Annotated in this window: 21 protein-coding genes; 13 read left to right on the forward strand and 8 right to left on the reverse strand. The window is 71.7% G+C overall.

Translation table 11 applies throughout. From position 1 onward, the window contains the following. The first annotated feature begins 8 nt into the window (after nt 1–8). On the forward strand, nt 9–1,523 hold the full coding sequence (locus AB0C59_RS20945; RefSeq protein WP_363006664.1) for an MFS transporter: 1,515 nt from the start codon (nt 9–11) through the stop codon (nt 1,521–1,523). 10 nt (nt 1,524–1,533) lie between these two features. Here AB0C59_RS20945 and AB0C59_RS20950 read toward each other — a convergent pair whose 3' ends face one another. Further along, nucleotides 1,534–1,920, reverse strand: coding sequence for a VOC family protein (locus AB0C59_RS20950; RefSeq protein WP_363006666.1), 387 nt, complete (start codon nt 1,918–1,920; stop codon nt 1,534–1,536). 102 nt (nt 1,921–2,022) lie between these two features. Between AB0C59_RS20950 and AB0C59_RS20955 the strand changes: the two genes are divergently transcribed. Further along, a complete protein-coding gene (locus AB0C59_RS20955) occupies nt 2,023–2,790 on the forward strand; it encodes a TetR/AcrR family transcriptional regulator (RefSeq protein WP_363006668.1) in 768 nt (255 codons plus the stop codon). A gap of 104 nt (nt 2,791–2,894) precedes the next feature. Then, a complete protein-coding gene (locus AB0C59_RS20960) occupies nt 2,895–3,065 on the forward strand; it encodes a hydrophobic protein (protein ID WP_363002839.1) in 171 nt (56 codons plus the stop codon). Between the two features lie 75 nt (nt 3,066–3,140). Here the strand turns inward: AB0C59_RS20960 and AB0C59_RS20965 are convergent, their stop codons facing one another. Beyond that, nucleotides 3,141–4,106 (reverse strand): chlorophyllase, encoded by a 966-nt coding sequence (locus AB0C59_RS20965; protein WP_363006670.1) that lies wholly within the window; start codon nt 4,104–4,106, stop codon nt 3,141–3,143. A gap of 183 nt (nt 4,107–4,289) precedes the next feature. Between AB0C59_RS20965 and AB0C59_RS20970 the strand changes: the two genes are divergently transcribed. Further along, nucleotides 4,290–4,889, forward strand: coding sequence for a TetR/AcrR family transcriptional regulator (locus AB0C59_RS20970; protein ID WP_363006672.1), 600 nt, complete (start codon nt 4,290–4,292; stop codon nt 4,887–4,889). A 13-nt stretch (nt 4,890–4,902) separates the two neighbouring features. On the opposite strand, the gene AB0C59_RS20975 is transcribed toward AB0C59_RS20970, so the two are convergent. Continuing rightward, complete coding sequence (locus AB0C59_RS20975) at nt 4,903–5,598, reverse strand: SDR family NAD(P)-dependent oxidoreductase (RefSeq protein ID WP_363006674.1); 696 nt, start codon at nt 5,596–5,598, stop codon at nt 4,903–4,905. Between the two features lie 84 nt (nt 5,599–5,682). On the opposite strand from AB0C59_RS20975, the gene AB0C59_RS20980 reads away from it, so the two are divergent. Further along, on the forward strand, nt 5,683–6,282 hold the full coding sequence (locus tag AB0C59_RS20980) for a TetR/AcrR family transcriptional regulator (RefSeq protein ID WP_363006676.1): 600 nt from the start codon (nt 5,683–5,685) through the stop codon (nt 6,280–6,282). Between the two features lie 184 nt (nt 6,283–6,466). Then, nucleotides 6,467–7,708, forward strand: a complete 1,242-nt coding sequence (locus AB0C59_RS20985) for a helix-turn-helix transcriptional regulator (RefSeq protein WP_363006906.1) — start codon at nt 6,467–6,469, stop codon at nt 7,706–7,708. A gap of 25 nt (nt 7,709–7,733) precedes the next feature. Here the strand turns inward: AB0C59_RS20985 and AB0C59_RS20990 are convergent, their stop codons facing one another. Continuing rightward, nucleotides 7,734–8,471, reverse strand: coding sequence for an SDR family oxidoreductase (locus AB0C59_RS20990; protein WP_363006678.1), 738 nt, complete (start codon nt 8,469–8,471; stop codon nt 7,734–7,736). 139 nt (nt 8,472–8,610) lie between these two features. Here AB0C59_RS20990 and AB0C59_RS20995 point away from each other — a divergent pair, with 139 nt between their 5' ends. Next, nucleotides 8,611–9,183, forward strand: a complete 573-nt coding sequence (locus tag AB0C59_RS20995) for a TetR/AcrR family transcriptional regulator (RefSeq protein WP_363006680.1) — start codon at nt 8,611–8,613, stop codon at nt 9,181–9,183. A 113-nt stretch (nt 9,184–9,296) separates the two neighbouring features. Continuing rightward, the gene (locus AB0C59_RS21000) at nt 9,297–9,854 is read left to right on the forward strand and encodes an XRE family transcriptional regulator (RefSeq protein WP_363006682.1); all 558 of its coding nucleotides are present in this window, start codon (nt 9,297–9,299) and stop codon (nt 9,852–9,854) included. Nucleotides 9,855–9,876: 22 nt separating this feature from the next. On the opposite strand, the gene AB0C59_RS21005 is transcribed toward AB0C59_RS21000, so the two are convergent. Genes AB0C59_RS21005 through AB0C59_RS21020 form a run of 4 tightly spaced genes read right to left on the reverse strand, consistent with a single transcriptional unit; the run spans nt 9,877 to nt 14,389 of the window. Continuing rightward, nucleotides 9,877–10,794: an ornithine carbamoyltransferase gene (locus AB0C59_RS21005; protein WP_363006684.1), complete on the reverse strand. Its 918-nt coding sequence runs from the start codon at nt 10,792–10,794 to the stop codon at nt 9,877–9,879. A gap of 22 nt (nt 10,795–10,816) precedes the next feature. Further along, nucleotides 10,817–11,962: a hypothetical protein gene (locus AB0C59_RS21010; protein ID WP_363006686.1), complete on the reverse strand. Its 1,146-nt coding sequence runs from the start codon at nt 11,960–11,962 to the stop codon at nt 10,817–10,819. 56 nt (nt 11,963–12,018) lie between these two features. After that, nucleotides 12,019–13,128, reverse strand: coding sequence for a GNAT family N-acetyltransferase (locus tag AB0C59_RS21015; protein WP_363006688.1), 1,110 nt, complete (start codon nt 13,126–13,128; stop codon nt 12,019–12,021). Continuing rightward, nucleotides 13,121–14,389, reverse strand: coding sequence for an ATP-grasp domain-containing protein (locus tag AB0C59_RS21020; RefSeq protein WP_363006690.1), 1,269 nt, complete (start codon nt 14,387–14,389; stop codon nt 13,121–13,123). The genes AB0C59_RS21015 and AB0C59_RS21020 overlap by 8 nt, the downstream gene beginning before the upstream one ends. A 255-nt stretch (nt 14,390–14,644) precedes the next feature. On the opposite strand from AB0C59_RS21020, the gene AB0C59_RS21025 reads away from it, so the two are divergent. The 5 genes from AB0C59_RS21025 to AB0C59_RS21045 all read left to right on the forward strand — a co-directional run bounded on the left by AB0C59_RS21025 (nt 14,645) and on the right by AB0C59_RS21045 (nt 19,484). Then, nucleotides 14,645–15,874 (forward strand): MFS transporter, encoded by a 1,230-nt coding sequence (locus AB0C59_RS21025; RefSeq protein WP_363006908.1) that lies wholly within the window; start codon nt 14,645–14,647, stop codon nt 15,872–15,874. Next, nucleotides 15,874–16,722 (forward strand): alpha/beta hydrolase, encoded by an 849-nt coding sequence (locus AB0C59_RS21030; protein ID WP_363006692.1) that lies wholly within the window; start codon nt 15,874–15,876, stop codon nt 16,720–16,722. Before AB0C59_RS21025 ends, AB0C59_RS21030 begins: the two co-directional genes overlap by 1 nt. 120 nt (nt 16,723–16,842) lie before the next feature. Beyond that, a complete protein-coding gene (locus tag AB0C59_RS21035) occupies nt 16,843–17,571 on the forward strand; it encodes a class I SAM-dependent methyltransferase (protein ID WP_363006694.1) in 729 nt (242 codons plus the stop codon). Nucleotides 17,572–17,581: 10 nt separating this feature from the next. Beyond that, a complete protein-coding gene (locus AB0C59_RS21040) occupies nt 17,582–18,865 on the forward strand; it encodes a peptide ligase PGM1-related protein (protein WP_363006696.1) in 1,284 nt (427 codons plus the stop codon). Nucleotides 18,866–18,869: 4 nt separating this feature from the next. Continuing rightward, the gene (locus AB0C59_RS21045) at nt 18,870–19,484 is read left to right on the forward strand and encodes an SET domain-containing protein (RefSeq protein WP_363006698.1); all 615 of its coding nucleotides are present in this window, start codon (nt 18,870–18,872) and stop codon (nt 19,482–19,484) included. Nucleotides 19,485–19,555: the final 71 nt, after the last annotated feature.

Genomic DNA, 19,555 nt, shown 5'->3' on the forward strand with positions numbered 1-19,555 from the left:
GGGTGACCATGGACCGGTACGACGAGGACGGGATCCCTCGACAGGAACCGAGCCGGCTGCCGCCCCAACTGCGTGAGGAACTCCTGCGCCGGCTGCGCCGCACCGACCGTGCCTTTCGCGCGGACGACGTGCGGGTGGTGGAGCGGCCGATGCTCAGGCGCGCCGTCGGCGCCTCTGCTCTCGGCAACTGCATGGAATGGTTCGACTTCGGCGTCTACAGCTATCTGGCCGCCACCATCGGCAAGGTGTTCTTCCCCGGCGCCTCGCCCGCCGCCCAGCTCATCTCGTCCTTCGCCACGTTCGCCGCGGCCTTCGTGGTCCGGCCCCTCGGGGGCGTGGTGTTCGGCCCCCTCGGCGACCGCGTCGGCCGGCAGAAGGTGCTCGCGACCACCATGATCATGATGGCGGTGGGCACCTTCGCCATCGGACTGATCCCCGGCTACGCGACGATCGGAGTCGCCGCCCCGGTCCTGCTGCTGCTCGCCCGCATGGTGCAGGGCTTCTCCACGGGCGGTGAGTACGGCGGGGCCACCACCTTCGTGGCCGAGTACTCCCCGGACCGCCGGCGGGGGTTCCTGTCCAGCTGGCTCGACTTCGGCACGTTCGTCGGCTACGCGCTCGGCTCGGCCCTGGTCACGGTCCTCAATCTGGCCCTGAGCGACGCCCAGATGCTGTCGTGGGGCTGGCGGATCCCCTTCCTCGTGGCGGGCCCGCTCGGCGTGATCGGCCTCTACATCCGGCTCAGACTGGAGGAGTCGCCCGCCTTTCAGCAGCAACTCGACGAGCACGAGAAGGAGATCGCGCAGAAGTCGGCGGGCGGCGAGTTGAGGGAGGTCGTCACCGGCCAGTGGCGGCCGCTGCTCGTCTGCATGGGCCTGGTGCTGCTCTACAACGTGACCAACTACATGGTGACCGGCTACCTGCCCACGTATCAGACCGAGACCCTGCACCGCTCGAGCGGTTCGGCGGATGTCCTGGTGCTGCTCGGCATGGTGTGGATCGTGCTGCTGATCACCTTCCTCGGCAGGCTGAGCGACCGGGTGGGCAGGCGGCCCCTCTACGGGGGCGCGGCGGCGGCGATGATCGTGCTCGCGGTGCCGTCCTTCCTGCTGCTCAAAGCGGACGGCACAGCGGCTCCGGTGTGCGGCATGCTCATCCTCTCCACCCTGCTCGCCTGCTTCGCGGCGCCGAGCGCGGCCACCCTGCCCGCCCTGTTCCCCACCGCGGTGCGCTACGCGGCCATGGGCATCGGCTTCAACATCGCCGTCTCCGCCTTCGGCGGCACCACCCCGCTGGTCACCGAGGCCCTGGTGAACGCCGCCGGTGACGACCTGATGCCCGCCTACTACCTCATGTTGACCGGTGCCATCGGCCTGCTGACCGTCAGACACCTCCCGGAGACCGCCCGACTGCCGCTCGACGGCTCCCGCCCGATGGTCGGCTCCGAGGCCGAGCAGCGCGAACTGATCCGGGTGTCGCAGGAGCTGTACGCCACGCAGACCGGGAACCGCGGCCCGGAATGAGGAGCGGCCGTCACTGGTGCTCGGGGGAGGCCCAGGAGACGAGTTGGAGGATGACGCCGTTCGGGTCGGTGACCTGGAAGAGGCGCTCACCCCACGGCTCTTCGCGCAGCGCCATGGTGATGGGGGCGCCCTCGTTCCGCAGCCGCTCGTACTCGGCGTCCAGGTCGGTCACGGTGAACGCGATGATCACGCCGGCCGCGCGCTGGTCCCGGAAGCCTTCCGGCAGGACCTCGATGCCGCGCCGCAGGAATATCACGCCGGCCGAGTCCTCGCGGACGAGCGAGGCGAAGCCGTCGGCGGCCATGGCTTCGTGGAAGCCGAAGTGCTCGACCAGGAACGCGGCGGAGGCGGAGAGGTCTTCCACGGTCAGAGAGAGGGCGGTGGAGGTGATGTTCATGGTGTGCTCCCGGGTTCGCATCAATGTCTGTACAATGTACGCTGTACAGCGTACAGAAAAGAAAGGGAAGGGGTGTGGGTTTCAGCGGGGAGAATGGCGCCCATGGCCAAGGAACACGGGGGCACGAGCGACCCGACCCGCACCCTGGAACTGCTGTGGCGCGAGCCTGGGCAGGGGGACTCCCGTCGCGGACCCAAGCAGGGCCTGTCGGTGGACACCGTGGTCCGGGCTGCCGTCGACCTCGCCGACTCCGACGGCCTGGACGCCCTGACCATGCGTCGCATCGCCCAGCAGTTGGGCGTCACGCCGATGACGCTCTACACCTACGTCCCGGGCAAGGCGGAGCTGCTCGACCTGATGCTGGACTCCGTGTACCTGCGGATGCCGCGCAGCGACCGATCGGCCGCCTCGTGGCGCGCGAGGGTGGAGGCCGTCGCGCACGAGAACCGTGATCTGTACGACCGTCACCCCTGGGTGGCGTCCATGCCCACGGTGCGCCCGCCCCTGGGGCCCGGACTCATGGCCAAGTACGAGTACGAACTGGCCGCGTTCGACGGCCTGGGCCTCGACGACGTGGAGATGGACGCGGCCCTCACCCTGCTGCTGGACTTCGTCCGGTCCGTCGCCCGCGCGGCCCTCGACACGCAGGCCGCCGCCCGCGACAGCGTGATGTCCGACCAGCAGTGGTGGGCCGCCAACGAATCACTCCTGGCCAAGGTCTTCGATCCGGCCCGATTCCCCCTCGCGGCCCGGGTCGGAAGCGCCGCGGGGGCGGCCCATCAGGGCGTGTACAACCCCGAACACGCCTTCACCTTCGGGCTGCAGCGCATCCTGGACGGGCTCACCCACCTCATGGGCCGGCCACGCTGACGGCGTGCCGTCGCCGTGCCCTGGGTCCTCCTTCACGAACATGGAGTTCTTCGTGAGTGGATGAGGAAGGGCAGGGCACACGGCAGCGCAGGAGGTTGATGACCATGGTTCCCCTGCTGCTCGTTCTTCTGCTCGCCCTCGTCCTGTTCGGCGCCGGCTTCGCCATCAAGATCCTGTGGTGGGTCGCGGTCGCCGTCCTGGTGCTGTGGCTCCTCGGCTTCGTGATGCGCTCCACCGACGCCGGAGGCGGCCGCGGCCGCTGGTACCGATGGTGACCTGACACCGCACACCCCACATCCACACCCACGCGGGCCCTGCCGGTATCCGGCGGGGCCCGCGGGCGTGCCCGACTACTTGGCGTCGACGCGTCCCACCGCGCCGGGGCCGGTCGTCAGCGCCTCGCGCGCGGTCCGCCACGCGGAGGAGTCGGGGTGGAACCGGGTGTGGAGGTAGGCCCCGGTGAGTCGGGCGAGGGCGCTCACGCGCTCGGGGCTCTCGTCGGTGGTCTCGGCGGCGTCGTATCCGGCGATCCCGCCGAGTCCGTGCTCCGCGTCGAACAGGGTGAGCAGGGACGTGGGGCCGGGGGCGAGGTGGTGGGGGTCGGCGTGCCAGTCCGGCCCCCTGTCCGTGAAGTGCCGGGAGTCGTCCTTGTCGCCGACGACGACCAGCGTGGGTGTGGTCATGGTGGAGAAGTCGACGGCTCCGATGACCGGCCACTGCTCGGCCATGGGCCCGTTGTAGGAGTCCCCGCCCCGGCCGGGCGCGGCGAGCAGCACGCCTGCCGTGATGCGGGGCTCGGTGAGGTGCACCACCTGCCCGGTGTCGGGGTCTGTGAGTCCGGCGCCCAGCAGGAGGGCGGCGGTGAAGCCGCCGAGCGAGTGCCCGGCGAGGGCGACCCTGGTGCGGTCGATGCGCCCGGCGAGATGCGGCACGGCCTCCTCGATCACGTCGAGCCGGTCGAGGATGTGTGTCATGTCCTCGGCGCGGGAGCGCCAGAAGAAGGGTGCGCCGGGGGCGTCGGCCACCAGGTGGGTCAGCGTCCTGGACGTGAGGTGGGTGGGCTGGACGACGACGAACCCCTGTGCCGCCCAGAGGTTGGCGAGCGGCGCGTAGCCGTTGAGCGAGGAGAGGTTGTGGGAGGGGCCGTGCCCGTGGGAGAGAAGGATGACGGGCAGGCCGGTTCCGGTCGCGGGGGCGGAGACGCGCACGTGGAGGTCCACGGGGCGTCCGGGCACGGAGAGGGCTACGGGGCTGAACGACAGAACCGGCACGGGCGCGCCCAAGGGTTCGGTTCCGGTGGCGGTGGAGGTGCTCACGATGCGGGTCCCTTTCGGTGGCGTCTGCCGCCCGCCCGTCTTCTGCGTGGACGGGCGGTGAGGACGGTCGGCGGCGCTCCGCTTCGGCTAAGCTGAAACGGAACGATGCTCCACTTAATATCCGGAGCAGCGCTCCGTTTTGTCAAGACGGATCGACGGATCGACGGATCGAAGGAGAACGCGATGGCCGCCGAAGGTCCCGCAGGGGGGGAGTCGCCGTCCCGCGGCAAGCGCGCCGACGCCCAACGCAACCGGCAGGCGGTGCTCGCCGCCGCCGCCGAGGCCTTCGCCGCGTCCGGTGTCGACGCGCCGATCCGCCAGATCGCGGGGCGGGCGGGCGTGGGGATGGCCACGATCTACCGCCACTTCCCCACCCGGGCCGACCTGGTCACCGCCGTGTACCGCCACCAGATCGAGGCATGCGCCGAGGCCGGCCCCCGACTGCTCGCCGACGAGGACTCCCCGCTCGACGCGCTGCGCCGGTGGATCGGCCTCTTCGTGGACTTCCTGGTCACCAAGCACGGGCTCGCCGACGCCCTGCAGTCCGACAGCGACCGGTTCGCCGCGCTGCACGCCTACTTCCTCGACCGCCTGCTCCCCGTCTGCGCCGAACTGCTCGACGCCGCGGTCCGGTCCGGCGAGATCGAACCCGGCGTGGAGCCCTACCTTCTGATGCGCGGCATCGGCAACCTCTGCATCGGGCGCGACGACGACCCCCGCTACGACCCCCGACGGCTCATCGCCCTCCTCCTCCAGGGGCTCCGGCGGCCACGGTCGTCCTGACGCCCGAGGGGGCTCACCACGGGACGGGCTCGCCGTGGCGGTCCAGGAACCGCAGGCCGGGCGCCCCGGCCTGCGCTTCGAGGACGTCGACGACCGACGGGATGCTCTCCCGGGGCATGAGGGGTGCGTCGGGTCCGCCGAGCGCGGTGCGGTTGTGGCCGGGGTCGATGAGCAGCTTGGTGTGCTGGTCGTCGGCGTGGCGGGTGGCGTAGCTGCGCATCAGCTGGTTGAGCGCGGCCTTGCTGGCCTTGTAGAGCTCGTAGCCCTCCTCGGTGTTGCGGGTGATGCTGCCCTGCTCGGAGGACATGACGGCGACGGTCCCGCCGGGCACGACGAGCGTGCGCAGGGCCTCCAGGACGCGCAACGGGCTGAGCGCGTTGGTGACCATGACCTCGGTGAACATGTCGGTGGGCACCTCGTGGATCGGCAGGTCCCCGCGGTCGATCGCCGCGTTGACGAAGAGCAGGTCCAGCCGGCGGCCGTTCAGACGCCGCCGCAGGGACTCCAGTTGGTCGGCGCTGGTCATCTCCAGCCTCTCGACCGCCGGCCGCCCGTCACGGCCGTCGGTGTCGGCCTGCAGCTCGCCGGTGGCCTGGCGTGTGGTGGCGGTGACGTGCCAGTCGCGGCGTAGAAGTTCGCGTACGAGGACGAGTCCCAGTCCTCGGGAGGCGCCGATGACGAGGGCTCGGCGGGTGGGCGCAGTGGACACGGTGACCCCTTCGGTTGTGGTGGACCCGAAGCTAGACGAGACGTTGCGTCTCGTCAATGCGTCCCGACCGGTAGGGTGTCCCGCATGCCCGCCACCAGCCCCCAGTCCCCAAGGCCGCGCTCCGGCAACCGACGCGACGAAGCCGCGCGCCTGTCGGTGCTCCACGCCGCGGACGATCTGCTCGTCGAACACGGATTTCGTGCCCTGACCGTGGAGGCGATCGCGCGCCGCGCCGGCGTCGCCAAGCAGACGATCTACCGGTGGTGGCCCTCGAAGAGCGAGATCCTCCTCGACACCCTCGTCGAGGACAGCGGCAAACGCCTGCCCGTCCCGACGGAGGCGCCCACCGCCCACGCCCTCCGCGACTATCTGCGCGACGTCGCGCGGTTCCTCGACGAGGACCCCGCCGGCAAGGTCCTGCTCGCGCTCATCGCCGAGGCGCAGCACGATCCAGGCGTGGCCGAACGCTTCCACGAGCGCTTCCTCGGTCCGCGCCGCGAGCAGGAGCGCGCCATGATCACCGGCGCGCTCGACGCCGGACAGATCTCGGCCCCGCTCGGCCCCGACGCCACGCTCGACGCCCTCCTCGGCCCGATCGTCTACCGCGCCCTGACCGGAGCGAGCGTCCCCCACGCCCTCGTGGACGCACTCGTCGACGATCTGCTCCGACCGCGTCCGAACTGATCTCCCCCTGGCCTGGTGCGGAGGGGCCGCCTGCGGTGGGCTAGCCGCTGCCTTGGGTGGAACCGTCCCACCCGTTCCGACGTGCAGGTAGAGGAGGTGCCCGGATGCCGTGCCGGGCCGCGACGACGGGGGAGGGGCGTTGGCCGAGGAAGAGGTCGCGGAGTTCGCCGCACTGCTTGCGGGCATGAAGGCCCGCACGGGGCGCAGTTACGAGTCCCTGGCCCGACGGGTGCGTATGAACACCTCGACCCTGCACCGCTATTGCGCGGGCGAGGCGGTTCCGCAGGACTTCGCGCCCGTGGAACGTCTCGCCGCGTTCTGCGGTGCGACCGGGCCGGAACGCCTGGAACTCCACCGGAGTTGGCTGCGGGCACTGGCGGCCAGACAGAGCCCCCGGACGTCCTCCGCCCCGGAGGCGGACACCGGGCCCGACGCGACCGTGCCCGGCGCCGCCCCGGAGCCCGCGGTGCCTGCCGCGCCTGAGGTGGAGGGTGGGGGCCGGGAGCCGGAGGCGTGCGCCGCACCTCGGGATACGGGTCCCGCGCCACAGGAGACGGACCCCGCCGCCTTGGCGACCGGGAACGTGCTCCGGCGCCCGGGCGGACGCGAGTCCACGCCCCGGCCCCGTACCTGGACCCGGCGACGACGGGCGGTCGTCGCCGGCACGGCCGCCGGCGTCGCCGCCGTCGTGGTGGGCACGGTGTCCTTCACCCTCGCCACCGAACGGACCGCGGCGACCCCTTCCGCCTCCCCGTCGGCGACGCCGGCGGCATCCGTCCGCCCCACGCGTCCGGCCCGGGACGTGCCGCTCACCTGGACCGCCGACTCCCAGGTCTGGGCGGGAGGCTGCGACCACGACTACGTCATCACCAAGGCTCCCCACCAGGTTCCCCCGCCCCCCGCCCCCCAGGACGCGGCGACCTGGGCGGCGACCCAGGGCGCGGTGCACGGGCGCGAGACGGAGGTGAGGGTCTCGGTCCAGGGCCGGTCCGACACCGCCGTCGTCCTCCAGGACCTGCGGGTCCGCGTCGTCGGGCGCACCCGTCCCGCGCCGGGCGTCGCCTACTCGATGGCGCAGGGATGCGGCAGCGACATGACGCCCCGACACTTCGCCGTCGACCTCGACCGGGACCGCCCCGTCGCACGTTCCGTGCCGGCCGTGGACCAGGGCGTCCGGCGGCCCGCGGTGAACCTGCCCTACCGCGTCTCCGCCCGGGATCCGGAAGAGCTGTTGGTCAGGGCGACCACCGCAGGCTGCGACTGCCGCTGGTACCTCGAACTCGACTGGTCCTCGCAGGGGCGCACCGGCACCGTCCGCATCGACGACCACGGGCGGCCCTTCAGGACCACCTCGATCGACGGGCTGCCGCACTACTGGTACGGCTCCGTGGGGTCGCTGCGCCGGTGGGTGCCGGTGCCCGGCTGATGGCGGGCGGCCCGGCCCGCCGCGTTCAGCTCTGCACGGTGGGGCGGACGACGATCTCGCTCACGTCGACCCCCTCGGGCTGTTCGATGGCGTAGCCGATGGCGGAGGCGACGGCCGACGGCGGCATGGCGATCTCGTCACGCTGCTGGATCATGGCGGCCGCGACCTCGGGTGCGGCTCCCTTGCCGACTCCCTCGGTGTCGGTGAAGCCGGGGGAGACGAGGGTGACGCGCAGGTCGGGTCCCGATTCCTGGCGCAGGCCCTCGGTGAGCACCTTCACCGCCGTCTTGGTGGCCGCATAGACCGCCTGGGGGGACTTGACCACGTAGGCCGCGGTGGATCCCACGGTGACGAACTGGCCGAAGCGCTGCCGGCGGAAGACGGGCAGGGCCGCCCCGATGCCGTTGAGCAGGCCGGTGATGTGGGTGGAGACCATGGCGTCCCAGTCGTCCTGGCGCAGGTCGTCGAACGGCGAGACGGCCATCGTGCCCGCATTGGAGACGAGGACGTCGAGCCGGCCGTACCGGTCCAGAGCCGTGTCCGTCAGGCGCTGGAGGTCTTCGCGGCGCGTGACGTCGACGGTGACGCCGACGGCGGTGCCACCGCCGGCCGTGATGCCGTCCACGACGGCGCGCAGCCGGTCCTCGCGCCGGGCTCCGAGCACGAGTCGGGCGCCCCGGCCCGCGAGATAGGTCGCCGTCGCTTCGCCGATGCCGCTGCTGGCGCCTGTGATGGCGACGACTTTGCCCTGGATGCCCGACATGGTCGACTTCCCTTCCCGGGGTGTGCACAGGTCAGCGTGGTGACCTAGAGTGAAAACGGAGGTGTCCCCACTTGACTCACACTAAGTGGGGGCGCCCCCGGTCAGCAATTCCGAGAACGTCCGAGAGGGGCAGGAAGCGATGGGCGACGGAGCGCCCCGGCCGCAGCGGGCCGACGCGCGGCACAACAGGGAGAAGATCCTCACGACCGCCGTACGCGTGTTCACGACGGAGGGCCTGGACGCTCACCTGGAACGCATCGCCAAGGAGGCGGGTGTGGGCAGCGCGACGCTGTACCGCAACTTCCCCACCCGCGAAGCCCTGATCGAGGCGGTCTACCGCAACGAGGTGTCCCGTCTGTGCGACGCCGCCGCCGCGCTGCTCGCGCGGAAGGAACCGAAGGAGGCGCTGCGCGCGTGGACACGCCTCTTCCTGGACTACGTCACCGCCAAACACGGCATGATCGACGCTCTCCGAGCCATCGCCGCGACGGGGAACAACCCCTACGGGCACAGCCGGGACATGATCCAGGCCGCCATCACCTCGCTCATGGACGCCTGCACGGCCGCCGGGGTGATCCGCACGGACATCCGGCCCACCGACATCGCCGCCGCCCTGGAAGGCATCGCCCTCACCTCGGCGGGCGCTGAGGACCGCGAGCGGGCGGAGCGCCTGCTCGACCTCACCCTGGACGGTCTCGCGGTCCGCCCGTGAGCCTTCCCGCACGCGGCCGTCCGGGACTCCGGCGGGCCGTGACGCACGCTCCACCCCGCGACGTGCGTACCCTGTCCATCGGTGCCGACACCGGAACGTAGGGGAGAGCGACGATGAGCCTGTTCGGGGAGGGCCTGGACACCGCGGTGCAGAAGGCGTTCACCCGCCCGGCGCCCAAGAGCGCCGGCGCTCAGATGCGCTATCTGGTCAGGCAGCTCAAGGGCACCGCGCCGGTCGCCCGGTTGCTGCGCGTCTCCCAGCGCACCGTCGAACGGTATGTGAAGGACCAGCTCCGAAAGCCCCGCCCGGAACTCGCCGCGCGCCTGGAACGCGAGGTGAAGGCCCGGTGGCAGCCGCAGGTCCGGGCCAGGGCCCGGCAGCGGGCGGCGACGACCGACGGCATCGTCATCGACACCCGGGCCAGGATCGGCTACACCGCGCCGATCGGCTCGACCGACGACTCCCGGATCCGGCATCTGACCGTCGCCCTTCCACCGCAGTACGCCGCGCGCCTCTTCGACGCCCAGCAGGCAGGCGCCGGCGACCAGCAGTTGCGGCGGATCGCCGCCGAAGGACTCAAGGAGACGTACTTCCAGGACGACGGCCGCCGCGCCGGTGCCCTGGAGGAGATCCGCTTCACGGACATCGAGCACCTCGAGTTCGGCCTGTAGCGAGCCTCGCCCCCGAGCCCGCTCAGTCGCCCCGGGCGAAGTCGGGGAGCAGCCGCAGGAGCGCCCGGTTGACCAGCAGGCGGTTGCGGGCCTGGCGCAGGACGACACTACGCGGCGAGTCGAGAAGCGAACTGGTGACCTCCTCGTCGCGCCGGGCCGGCAGGCAGTGCATGAAGACCGCGTCCGGGGCGGCATGGCCGAAGAGCTTCTCGTCCACCTGGTACGCGCCGAACTCGGCGAAGCGCTCGGTCCGCTCGTGCTCGTCGTCGGGGACCATCGACCGCCAGACGTCGGTGTAGACCGCCTTCGTACCGGCGACCGCCTTCACGGGGTCGGTGAACAGCTCCAGTTCGCCGCCCGAGCGCTCGCAGGCGCGGCGCGCCCGCTCGATGGCGAACCCGGCGGGGCGGTGGTCCGGCGGGGTGGCCACCCGGACCCGGAGCCCGAGAGCGCAGCAACCGAGCATCACCGAGTTGCAGATGTCGTTGCCGTCGCCCACGTAGCTGACGGGGAGCCCGCGGAGGTCCCCGAACTCCTGCTGGAGCGTCAGAAGGTCGGCGAGGATCTGCGTGGGGTGCCAGAGGTCGCTGCCGGCGCTCACGGTGATCTTTCCGAAGCCCTCGGCGAAGGCGTCGACGTCCTGCTGGTAGGCCCGGATGAAGGCCAGGTCGACGTACTGGGCCATGACCCGCCCCGTGTCGGCGAGGGTCTCCCCGTCGGCGAGCCTGCTCCTCAGGTTGTCCAGGAGAACGGGCGACCCGCCCATGCCGCTCACGGCGACCTCCAGCGAGACCCGGGTACGAGTCGACCGTTCGAGGAACACCAGCAGCACACTGCGGCCCGCGAGGGCGCGCTCCGCGGGAGCGTCGTCCGCGGCGACCCGGAGCACCCTGGTCATCTGTTCGGGGGTGAGGTCGTCGTCCTTCAGCAGATGGAACATCGTCTCTCTTCCTGTCGGGCGTTCAGGCGGCGCTCAGCGCCGAGTGGGTGACGAGCCAGGAGGCGAGCCCCTGCGCCCCGTCGGGGACGGCGCACTCCTCGCCCGCCCCGAGGGCCGCGAACTCCCGCACCCACCGCACGCGGTCGGCGGGGAACCTGCGCGACCGGCCGTGCGTGGCGACCAGCACTCCTTCGCCGTCGGCGCACCACAGCAGCGGCGCGTGCGTGAGGGAGACGACCCGCGCGGGCGGCGGTACGGCGGGGAGGCCGGGATCCGCGCCGGGGATGCCGTAGGCGGAGGCCATGGCGAGCGCTTCGTCCGCGCCCTTGTCGACCGCGAGGTAGGAGCGGTAGGCGTCCAACCAGCCGGGTGCCACCCGGCCGTCGGCCTCGGCCTCCAGCCGGAACGCCGACTCGTCGGGGTCGAAGGAGGACATGTAGCGGGCGAGATTGATGGCCAGCGCCGGACCGTCGTCGGTCTCCCCGACGTGCCAGACGCCGTTGGCCCAGCCGAACACCTCGCCGGGACCGGCCGACAGCGCGTCGCCGTGCGCGGAGACCGCCTCCACGCGCAGCGACGGCAGGTACTCCTCGTCGCTCTCGCCGACCGGCCCGTCGGCGTGGTCGCGCTCGGTGCCGTCCGGGATCCAGTCGTCCCCGGTCCAGAAGTGCATGAACTTCCGCCCGGCCAGGACGAAGTGGTTGTTCGCGCAGTACTCCCGGTGTATCCCGCCCGGGGTCGCCCGGTACTGCCCGCAGAAGAGTTCCACGTCGACCTCCCGCCGCGACAGGCCGGAGCCGGCGAACACCGGTCCGGCCGCCGAGAGCAGGACCTCGAACAGGGTGCGGTCGTGGCGGGCGAGGTCCCGGGCGTAGAAGAGGATCGACGCGCCGGGGCCGTTCGCCTCCCGGATCCGGCGGAGCCACTCGTCATGGCTCTCCGGCCCGAGGGCGCCCGGCATGGCCTCGGGATCACCGGCGACCTCCCCGGCGACCATGACCTTGGCCAGGTCGTCCGGCCCGCCGGCGGCCCGGGCGGCGACGGCGGTCAGACCGCCGCGCCAGGCGGTCTCGGGCGTGAGGGACGCGCAGGTCCAGGCCGCCTTACCGAACCGCGGCGACGGGGTCGGGGAGAGGGACGGCTCCAGGGACAGGGTGGGCAGGGTCATGGGGGGAACCTCTCCAGATCGCGCGGGGATGGTCTCTTCGCAGTCGCCGGCGGCGTTCAGGCGCCACGTCCGAGCGTGGCGATCACCTCCGCCGCGCGCTGCGACAGCGGCTTGACGTAGAGGAACTGGGGCATGGCCCGGGTGCCGCGGAGCAACTTCGCACGGTCCGTGCTGATCCCGTACTCCAGGACCGTGGTCGCGGGATCGTCGCAGCCGTGGGCGATGGGGAGGCGGAAGCCCAGCGTGGAGTACATGGGGAGCCCCGCACCGGCCTCGTAGTCGAAACCGGCGTGGAAGCCGTACATGCGGCCCTGGTGGTGCAGCCACATGCTCATCGCGATGTCGCGGCCGGCGAGCCGGGCCGTGAACACGGTGGTCGGGACGTGCTTGCCGATCGCCGCGAACCACGGCGCCAGCCGTTCGGAGGTGGTCGTCTGCTCGTACCGGCGCTCCAGGCGCCAGGCGAGGTCGGCGACCGCCTCCACGTTGGAGTCGTCCAGCGGCCGGTGCGAGGTCACCGCCCCGGCCTGCGCCATCTTGCGCAACTCCCCGCGGATCCGCACCCGGTGGCGGGACGGGAGGGAGGCGAGGTAGTCGGCGTGGCTGGGATGGTCGCAGTCGAAGACGTGCCGGGCGAGGGCCGGCAGGCGGACGAAGCCGGCCTCCTCCAGGGCCGAACGGAGCCCGATCTCCTCGGCGTCGACATACGGGAAGAAGACCGAGGAGCTGCCCGATCGACGCCCGGCGGCGACGGCCCTCGAGATCAGCTCCCTGCGCGGCGCCGGATCCGTCGCGTCCTGGCCCGCGCCCGCGACGAGGACCCGGGAGTTGAACCACCCACCGCACATCAGCGACGGCATCAGGGCGTCCGCGAGTTCGTCCGGGGAGCGGTCGGCGAACTCCGGGAGGTCGAGCAGCATCTTGTCGACCCGGACGGTCACGTCGTCGACGGTGCGGTCGAACAGCTGGAGCGTGAGGCCCGCGGTGATCCGACCCCCGTCCAGGCGGACCAGGCAGTGGTGCTCCGCCGGTACCCACGGTCCGGATCCGTCCAGCTCCACCGCCAGCCACGAGGGGGTGCAGAACAGGTCGGCGGGGCCGCAGAGTTCGGCCCAGTCGTCGCGGCCGGCCGCTTCGGCCACGGAGAGGGTGCGCAGCTCACTCATGGCCGTCCTCCGGCGGGTCCACCTCGGCCGCACCCTCGAACCACGCGGCGACGTGGGACAACTGCTCCCGGGCGACGGCCTCGCTCGGCGCCCGCACCAGCGCCTTGGCGACCAGGAGGTGCGAGCCGAGGCTCATGTCCCCGACGGTCTCACCGGCCTTCGCCCACAGCTGCGCCTCGACGACACCGGGCCGCGCCCTCATCTCGTCCAGGGAGGGAAGGCGGCGTATCCGGCCGGGACGGGTCGGGATGTTGGCCCAGCCGAACGAGTCCTTCATCGTCCTGATTCCCCGCACGGCGGCGGGCGACGGTAAGTCCAGCGCGGCGGCCGCCCACTCCGCGTAGAGGTCCACCCCGTACTTGGCGAGGACCGCCTCCTGGATCAGTCCGCCGCCGATCCGGCCGGCGCACTCGCCGAAGGTCAGCCGGCCGTCGTCGTGGAAGGCCTCCAGATGGAAGACCCCGTCCGTGTACGCGAGCGCGGCCAGCACCTGTTCGGTCAGCTCCGCCGTCCTCGCCACCGGCCCGTCGTCCGTGTCGTCCATGGTCGCCGACGCGACCAGCCGGCCCTGGTGGACCTCGATCACGTTGTTCAGGTACCGGCTGACCGACGCCAGCAGCACTCGCCCGTCCCGCACCACGCCGTCCACGTGCAACTCCTCGCCGGGAACGAAGCGTTCGACCAGCCAGGGGCCGCTCCCGGGGCCGGCGTGCGACTCGACGGCGTCCAGGTCGCCGGGGTCGGTGACGATCCAGGTCTGCTGCGAACCCGCGCCGGCCGGAGGCTTCACCACGAACGGCGGCTCGATGGGCGAGGAGCGGACGGCCTCCAGGTCCGGGCACCGCACCCAGTCGGCCACGGCGACGCCGGCGGCGCGTGCCCGCTGCTTCTGGTACGCCTTGTCCCGCAGGGCGAGCGCGACCGGAACCGGAGCGGGATGCGCGCTGCCGAGGGAACCCAGCACGGCGGCGGCGACCACCGCGAACTCGTCCTCGGTGCACACCGTCCAGAAGTCGGCCGGTGCGAGGCCGAGTTCGGCGACGGCACCGAGCACGTCCTCGGTGTCGGTGTGGTCCCGGGCGATCGCCAACGGGCCCTCGAAGTCCTGCTCGCGCGCCGTGCGCCCGAGCTCCGGGGTGACGACACAGGTGACTTGGGCACCGAGGCGCCGTAGGGACTCGACCGGTTCGCGCTGCCAGCCCAGGTAGAGGACGCTCCGGCGAGCCGGGGTCGAGGGGCGGGACACGGGGTCAGGGGGCACGGCACTCCTTCATTCGAAAGCAGGAACCAGGGGCCTTCTTCGCTGAATGGCGTCAAGTCGCCCGACGCGGAAGAAGTGGTCCAGGGGGATTGAGGAGGAGCTGGAAGAAGACCCTTCCATAGACCCTCTGCGTATGGCAAGATCCTCTGAGTATGGCAACATCTGTCATGGACCTTGACGACCCGGCAGGAGTTGAATCAGCGTGAGGCCGTTATCCACATCGGACGTGCACCCGGCATGATGGCATCCGAGACCATGGAAAGTTCTCCCACCGCAGTACCACTGACTTACCGACAGGTCTTCGGCAGCCGTAATGTCCCGCAGCTCTTACTTGCCGCCTCTTTATCGCGTCTCGCCAGCAGCATGCTGCTGTTCGTCACGGTTCTCTACGTCCTCGCGGAGTTCCACTCCGCGCCCGCCGCGGGTCTGAGCGGGTTCTTCCTGACGCTGCCCGGCTTCCTGGTGAGCCCGATCGCGGGTGCCGTCCTGGACCGTCTGGGTGTGCTGCGGGCCGTGGCCCTGGACACCTTGTCCAGCGCCGTGTTCATCGGCGGCATCGCCCTCCTGTCGCTGGGCAGGGCGCTGACCGAGCCCGCGCTCTTCACCCTGCTGGCCCTGTACTCGCTCACCAGCCCGCTGACCGCGGGCGGGATCCGGACCCTCTTCCCGAGGTTCGTGCCGGAAGCCGCCTACGACAAGGCCAACGCCCTCGACCTGAGCACGTTCTCGGTGATCGACGTGGCAGGTCCGCTGCTGGCCGGCGCGACGTTCACCCTGATCGGCCCGAACCCCACGCTGCTCTCCGTCGCCGGCATGTACGCGCTGACCGCGCTCAGCCTGACGCTTCTGCGCGACGGCACGGCCGAAGTCCCCGTCCCTCCCCGCCAGCACCTGCTGCGCTCGGCCTGGGAGGGCATCACCTACCTGTTCCGCAACCCCACCCTGCGCGGCCTCGCCGTCTCGTACGCGCTCTACCAGGCGGCCGCCGGCATGGTGATCGTGATCGTGCCGGTCGCCGTGGCCGACTGGCTCGGCGGCGGTTCGGTGGACCGCTACGTGGGCCTGATGTGGGCGATCATGGGCCTGGCCGGGGCGGTCGGCGCGCTGTTCGCGGGCAAGGTGCTGCGGGCGGGAGTCGAACGCCGCTACATGGTCGCCGCGACACTGGTGTGCGCCGTGGCGATCCTCTCGGTGAGCCTGTGGGGCTCCCTGGTGACGCTGGGCGTCGGGCTGATGATGGTGGGCCTCGGGGAGGGCACGGTGAACGTCAGCCTGCTGTCGCTGCGGCAGCGGCGGACCGAGTCGGCCTGGCTGGGGCGCATCATGACGGTCTCGATCAGCGTGAACCTGATCGGCTTCCCGATCGGGACCGCCCTGGGCGGTGCGGTGGCCACCCACTCGGTCGCCGCGGCGCTCGCCACCGCGGCACTGCTGGCGGCCGGTTCGGCGGTGTCCGGCCGGCTCCTGATCCCACGGGAGGCGTGATGTCGCTGCGACTCGCCGACACCCGCCACGGCAGCGGACGGACCCTGGTCTGTCATCCCGGCGGCCCCGGCATGCACCCTCACTACATCGAGCAACTCGCCGCGCTCGCCGGTGACCGCCGCCGGGTCGTGCTGCTGCACCCGCGCGGCACCGGTGCCAGCCCCAGGCCCACCGACCCACTGGACTACGCCGTCCAGGCATACGCGGACGATCTGGCGGACTGGATCCGGCGCGAGGCGGACGGGCCCGTCGACCTTCTCGGGCACTCGCACGGCGGGGTGGTGGTGGCCCGGGTCGCCGCGCGCCACCCCCAACTGGTCAGCAGCATGGTGCTGCTGGCCACGCCCGCCTACGGCGGTGAGCGGGCCGTCAAGGAGGCGGAGGCGCTCCAGCGGGCCCGCGCGGACGAACCGGACTGCGCACAGGCGCTTCGGGCCCTGGAGGAACAGGGGGACGACTACCCGTCCGAGGTGGAACTGGGGCGGCTGATCGCCCGGGTCGTCCCGCTGTGGGTCGCCCCGATGACCGACCGGATCCGACGCTGGCAGGCACAGGTCGCCGAGCAGCCCGCCAACGTCGACGCACTCAGGTACTTCAACGAACAGGTCTTCCCCGTCCTGGACGGCGTGCCCGCGGACGTCGCCGCGGCCGTCTGCCCGATTCTCGTCCTCGGGGGAGAAGGGGACGGCTGGGCCGGGCCCGATCATATGGCCCTGCTGACGCGGGCCGCCCGCGACGCGGTCTCGGTGACTCTCCAGAATTCCGGACACATGTGTCACGCGGATTCCCCGGAAGGTGTCGTCGCCGCGATCGCGAAATTCCTGGACGGCGTACCCCCGCCCCGATAGCAGCCAGAAATTCCGAAGGAATTCACCCCCGTCGGCGGTGTCCGAGACCGCCCGCCGGTCGATATTCCACGCCCATTTCCGGGGTTCCCGCAGGGGAAACCGCCCAAGAAGGAGGAGAGAGTGATCGACCAGCAGGAATGGCAGGAACAGGATTCCGACGATTTCATCGAACTCGGCGAGTACTTCGTCCCCGAGCGCCAGGTGCAGATGGACGTCGTGACCTCCGTCATCGCCGAGCCGCGGGAGCCCGCGGAGATCCTGGATCTGTGCTGCGGCCAGGGCCGGTTGAGCGGGGCGCTGCTCAAGGCGTTCCCCGCGGCCACCGTCGTCGGACTCGACCTCAGCGCCGCGATGCTCGACACGGCACGGCGGGACCTGGCCGATCACGGCGCCCGCTTCCGCACCGAGCAGTTCGACCTGGCCGAGCGGGGCTGGCGGACCCGCGCCGAGGCGCCGGCGGCCGTGGTGTCCTCGCTGGCCGTGCACCACCTGGACGCGGACGGCAAGCGCGCGTTGTACCGGGATGTGCACACCATGCTGCGCCCCGGTGGCGCACTGGTCATCGTCGACCTGGTCCAGCCCGTCGGAGCGCGCGGCGTGGAACTGGCCCGGCGCATGTGGGACGAGTCGGTCCGCGAGCAGGGCATCGCCGGAACCGGGGGCCTGAAGCCCTACGAGCGGTTCCACGAACTGGAGTGGAGCTGCTACCAGTACGCCGACGAGCTCGACAAGCCCTCCCCGGTCCTCGACCAGCTGAACTGGCTGACGGAGGCGGGATTCACCGAGGTCGACCTGTACTGGATGAAGGCCGGCCACGCGGTCTTCGGCGGCGTCAAGGCAGGGGAGTGAGGCACCCGAGATGAAGCGCGACTACCCTCTGGTGATCTTCGGCAACTTCATCAACGAACTGATGGTCACCGTACCGGCGCCCCGGCACGGCGACGCCCTGGTGGCGGTGTCCCCGCGCAAGATATGGCTGACCCGGCCCGGTGATGTCCTGGTCATCCCCACGGCGATGTCTCAGCCCCTGTGCGCGTACGCCTGCGGACTGCTCGGCTTCGATCCCGCCGACGTCCCGGTGGTCAGCGCCCCGACCGGCGAACTGGCCACGCTGACCGAGGCCGTGCGGCGCAACGGCCTGGTGGACCGCATCCGCTCCCTGGCCGCCGAGCGGCCCGACGCCCACCTCCAGGCCTTCGCCCAGGACCGCCCGGCGCTCGCCATGGCCGCCGAACTCGGCCTCCCGATCGAGGGCTACGGGCCCGACGGCGTCCCCGCGTCGGCCCGCGACGCCGTGTACCGGATCAACACCAAGGACGGATTCCGCTCCGTCGCGACCGAGTTGGGCATCCGGATCGCCGAGGGCCACACCTGCCGTACACCCGACGACCTCGCCGCCGCCGTCCGCCGGACGCTCACCGACCACGGCGGCGCGGTGGTGAAGCCGGCCCGTGGCTCCAACGGCTACGGCGTCCTCTTCCTGTCCGAGAAGGACCTGCCGGAAATCGACGAGCGGCTCGCCGCCTACCTGCCCACCGTCGCCGAGCAGCCCCCGGGCTGGGTCGTCGAGGAGCGCCTCGACTTCGCCCGTGTGGTCACGGTCGAGATGGCCGTCGACGAGACGGGCCCGTCCATCCTGCACGTGGGTGAGATGCGCACCCCGGGCGGCAGCTTCAGCGGTCAGATCACGCCCCTGGTGGCCAGTTCCTCGGCGGTCGAGGAGCTGAAGGCCGGAGGCATGGCTCTCGGGCGGTACCTGTACCGGGCCGGCTACCGCGGCCCGTTCGACATCGACGGCGGCATCGCCGACGACGTGCTGTACGCCACCGAGAGCAACGTCCGCAAGACCGGCGCCACCTACCTCGACCTGCTGGTCCGCAGGCTGCTGGGCGAGGAGCGGGCGGCCGGGGCCGTCTGGCTCGCGGACTCCCGACCCGGCGGTGTGGAAGCGGAGTTCGACGCCGGACTGGCCCGCGTCCGAGCCGCCGGACTCGCCTTCGAGGCCGATGGCACCGAGGGCGTGGTCCTCACCTCCGACACCCTGGCCTTCGACGGCAAGTGGCGCTACCTCGTGCTCGCCGAGAGCCACCGCCGGGCCGAGGAGATCGAGGCGGGCCTGGCCGACACCCTGAAGCTGGCGTGAGCCCGTGCTCGCGTCAGGAGTGGACATCCAGGCCAGCCCCACCCACAACGTCGGCCTGTTCGCCACCCGGCCCATCCCGGCCGGTACGGCGCTCTGGCTGCCCTGCACCAAGTGCTCCCGCTGGTCCAAGGAGGAGGTCGCGGCACTGCCCGAGGAGCGCTTCACGGCCCTCGACACGTACGGCCACCTGCTGGCCGACGGCAGCCTTCTGCTTCCGTGCCTCGGGGCGTACCTGATGAACCACTCCTGCGAGGCCAACGTCCTGGACTTCGGCCTCGACTTCGGCCTGGCGGTCCGGGACATCGCCCCCGGCGAGGAGGTGACCTGCGACTACGCCACGTTCGTCGAGGACGCCGGCTGGAGCATGGAGTGCAACTGCCGCACCGGTTCGTGCCGCGGCCGGGTCACCACCGCGCAGGGAACCGAGGAGCATCTCGCCGGCCACTGGCGCGGGCGGATCGAGGCGGCACTGCCGCTGGTGGCAAGGGTGGAGCAGCCGCTCCACGACGTACTGGCCGAACTCAGCGTGCCCTACCAGCGCATCCTTCGGGGCGGAACGGTCCTCGCCGAGGTGGCGAGCGGCGTCAGCGTGTGCGCGCCGGCGTTCATGACGGCCTGATCCGGCGAACGCCGTGGCGGCGGAGTCCCGCTGCCACGGCCGCGGCCCCGTCCTCCCTGCGTGAAAGGAAG

Source organism: Streptomyces sp. NPDC048664, assembly GCF_040650555.1.
Taxonomy (GTDB): Bacteria; Actinomycetota; Actinomycetes; order Streptomycetales; family Streptomycetaceae; genus Streptomyces.

Excerpts from the sequence above, each read along its gene's own strand:
- AB0C59_RS20945 (WP_363006664.1), top strand. The coding sequence starts at position 9 with ATGGACCGGTACGACGAGGACGGGATCCCTCGACAGGAACCGAGCCGG.
- AB0C59_RS20950 (WP_363006666.1), bottom strand. The coding sequence starts at position 1,920 with ATGAACATCACCTCCACCGCCCTCTCTCTGACCGTGGAAGACCTCTCC.
- AB0C59_RS20955 (WP_363006668.1), top strand. The coding sequence starts at position 2,023 with ATGGCCAAGGAACACGGGGGCACGAGCGACCCGACCCGCACCCTGGAA.
- AB0C59_RS20960 (WP_363002839.1), top strand. The coding sequence starts at position 2,895 with ATGGTTCCCCTGCTGCTCGTTCTTCTGCTCGCCCTCGTCCTGTTCGGC.
- AB0C59_RS20970 (WP_363006672.1), top strand. The coding sequence starts at position 4,290 with ATGGCCGCCGAAGGTCCCGCAGGGGGGGAGTCGCCGTCCCGCGGCAAG.
- AB0C59_RS20980 (WP_363006676.1), top strand. The coding sequence starts at position 5,683 with ATGCCCGCCACCAGCCCCCAGTCCCCAAGGCCGCGCTCCGGCAACCGA.
- AB0C59_RS20985 (WP_363006906.1), top strand. The coding sequence starts at position 6,467 with ATGAAGGCCCGCACGGGGCGCAGTTACGAGTCCCTGGCCCGACGGGTG.
- AB0C59_RS20990 (WP_363006678.1), bottom strand. The coding sequence starts at position 8,471 with ATGTCGGGCATCCAGGGCAAAGTCGTCGCCATCACAGGCGCCAGCAGC.
- AB0C59_RS20995 (WP_363006680.1), top strand. The coding sequence starts at position 8,611 with ATGGGCGACGGAGCGCCCCGGCCGCAGCGGGCCGACGCGCGGCACAAC.
- AB0C59_RS21000 (WP_363006682.1), top strand. The coding sequence starts at position 9,297 with ATGAGCCTGTTCGGGGAGGGCCTGGACACCGCGGTGCAGAAGGCGTTC.
- AB0C59_RS21005 (WP_363006684.1), bottom strand. The coding sequence starts at position 10,794 with ATGTTCCATCTGCTGAAGGACGACGACCTCACCCCCGAACAGATGACC.
- AB0C59_RS21010 (WP_363006686.1), bottom strand. The coding sequence starts at position 11,962 with ATGACCCTGCCCACCCTGTCCCTGGAGCCGTCCCTCTCCCCGACCCCG.
- AB0C59_RS21015 (WP_363006688.1), bottom strand. The coding sequence starts at position 13,128 with ATGAGTGAGCTGCGCACCCTCTCCGTGGCCGAAGCGGCCGGCCGCGAC.
- AB0C59_RS21025 (WP_363006908.1), top strand. The coding sequence starts at position 14,645 with ATGGAAAGTTCTCCCACCGCAGTACCACTGACTTACCGACAGGTCTTC.
- AB0C59_RS21030 (WP_363006692.1), top strand. The coding sequence starts at position 15,874 with ATGTCGCTGCGACTCGCCGACACCCGCCACGGCAGCGGACGGACCCTG.
- AB0C59_RS21040 (WP_363006696.1), top strand. The coding sequence starts at position 17,582 with ATGAAGCGCGACTACCCTCTGGTGATCTTCGGCAACTTCATCAACGAA.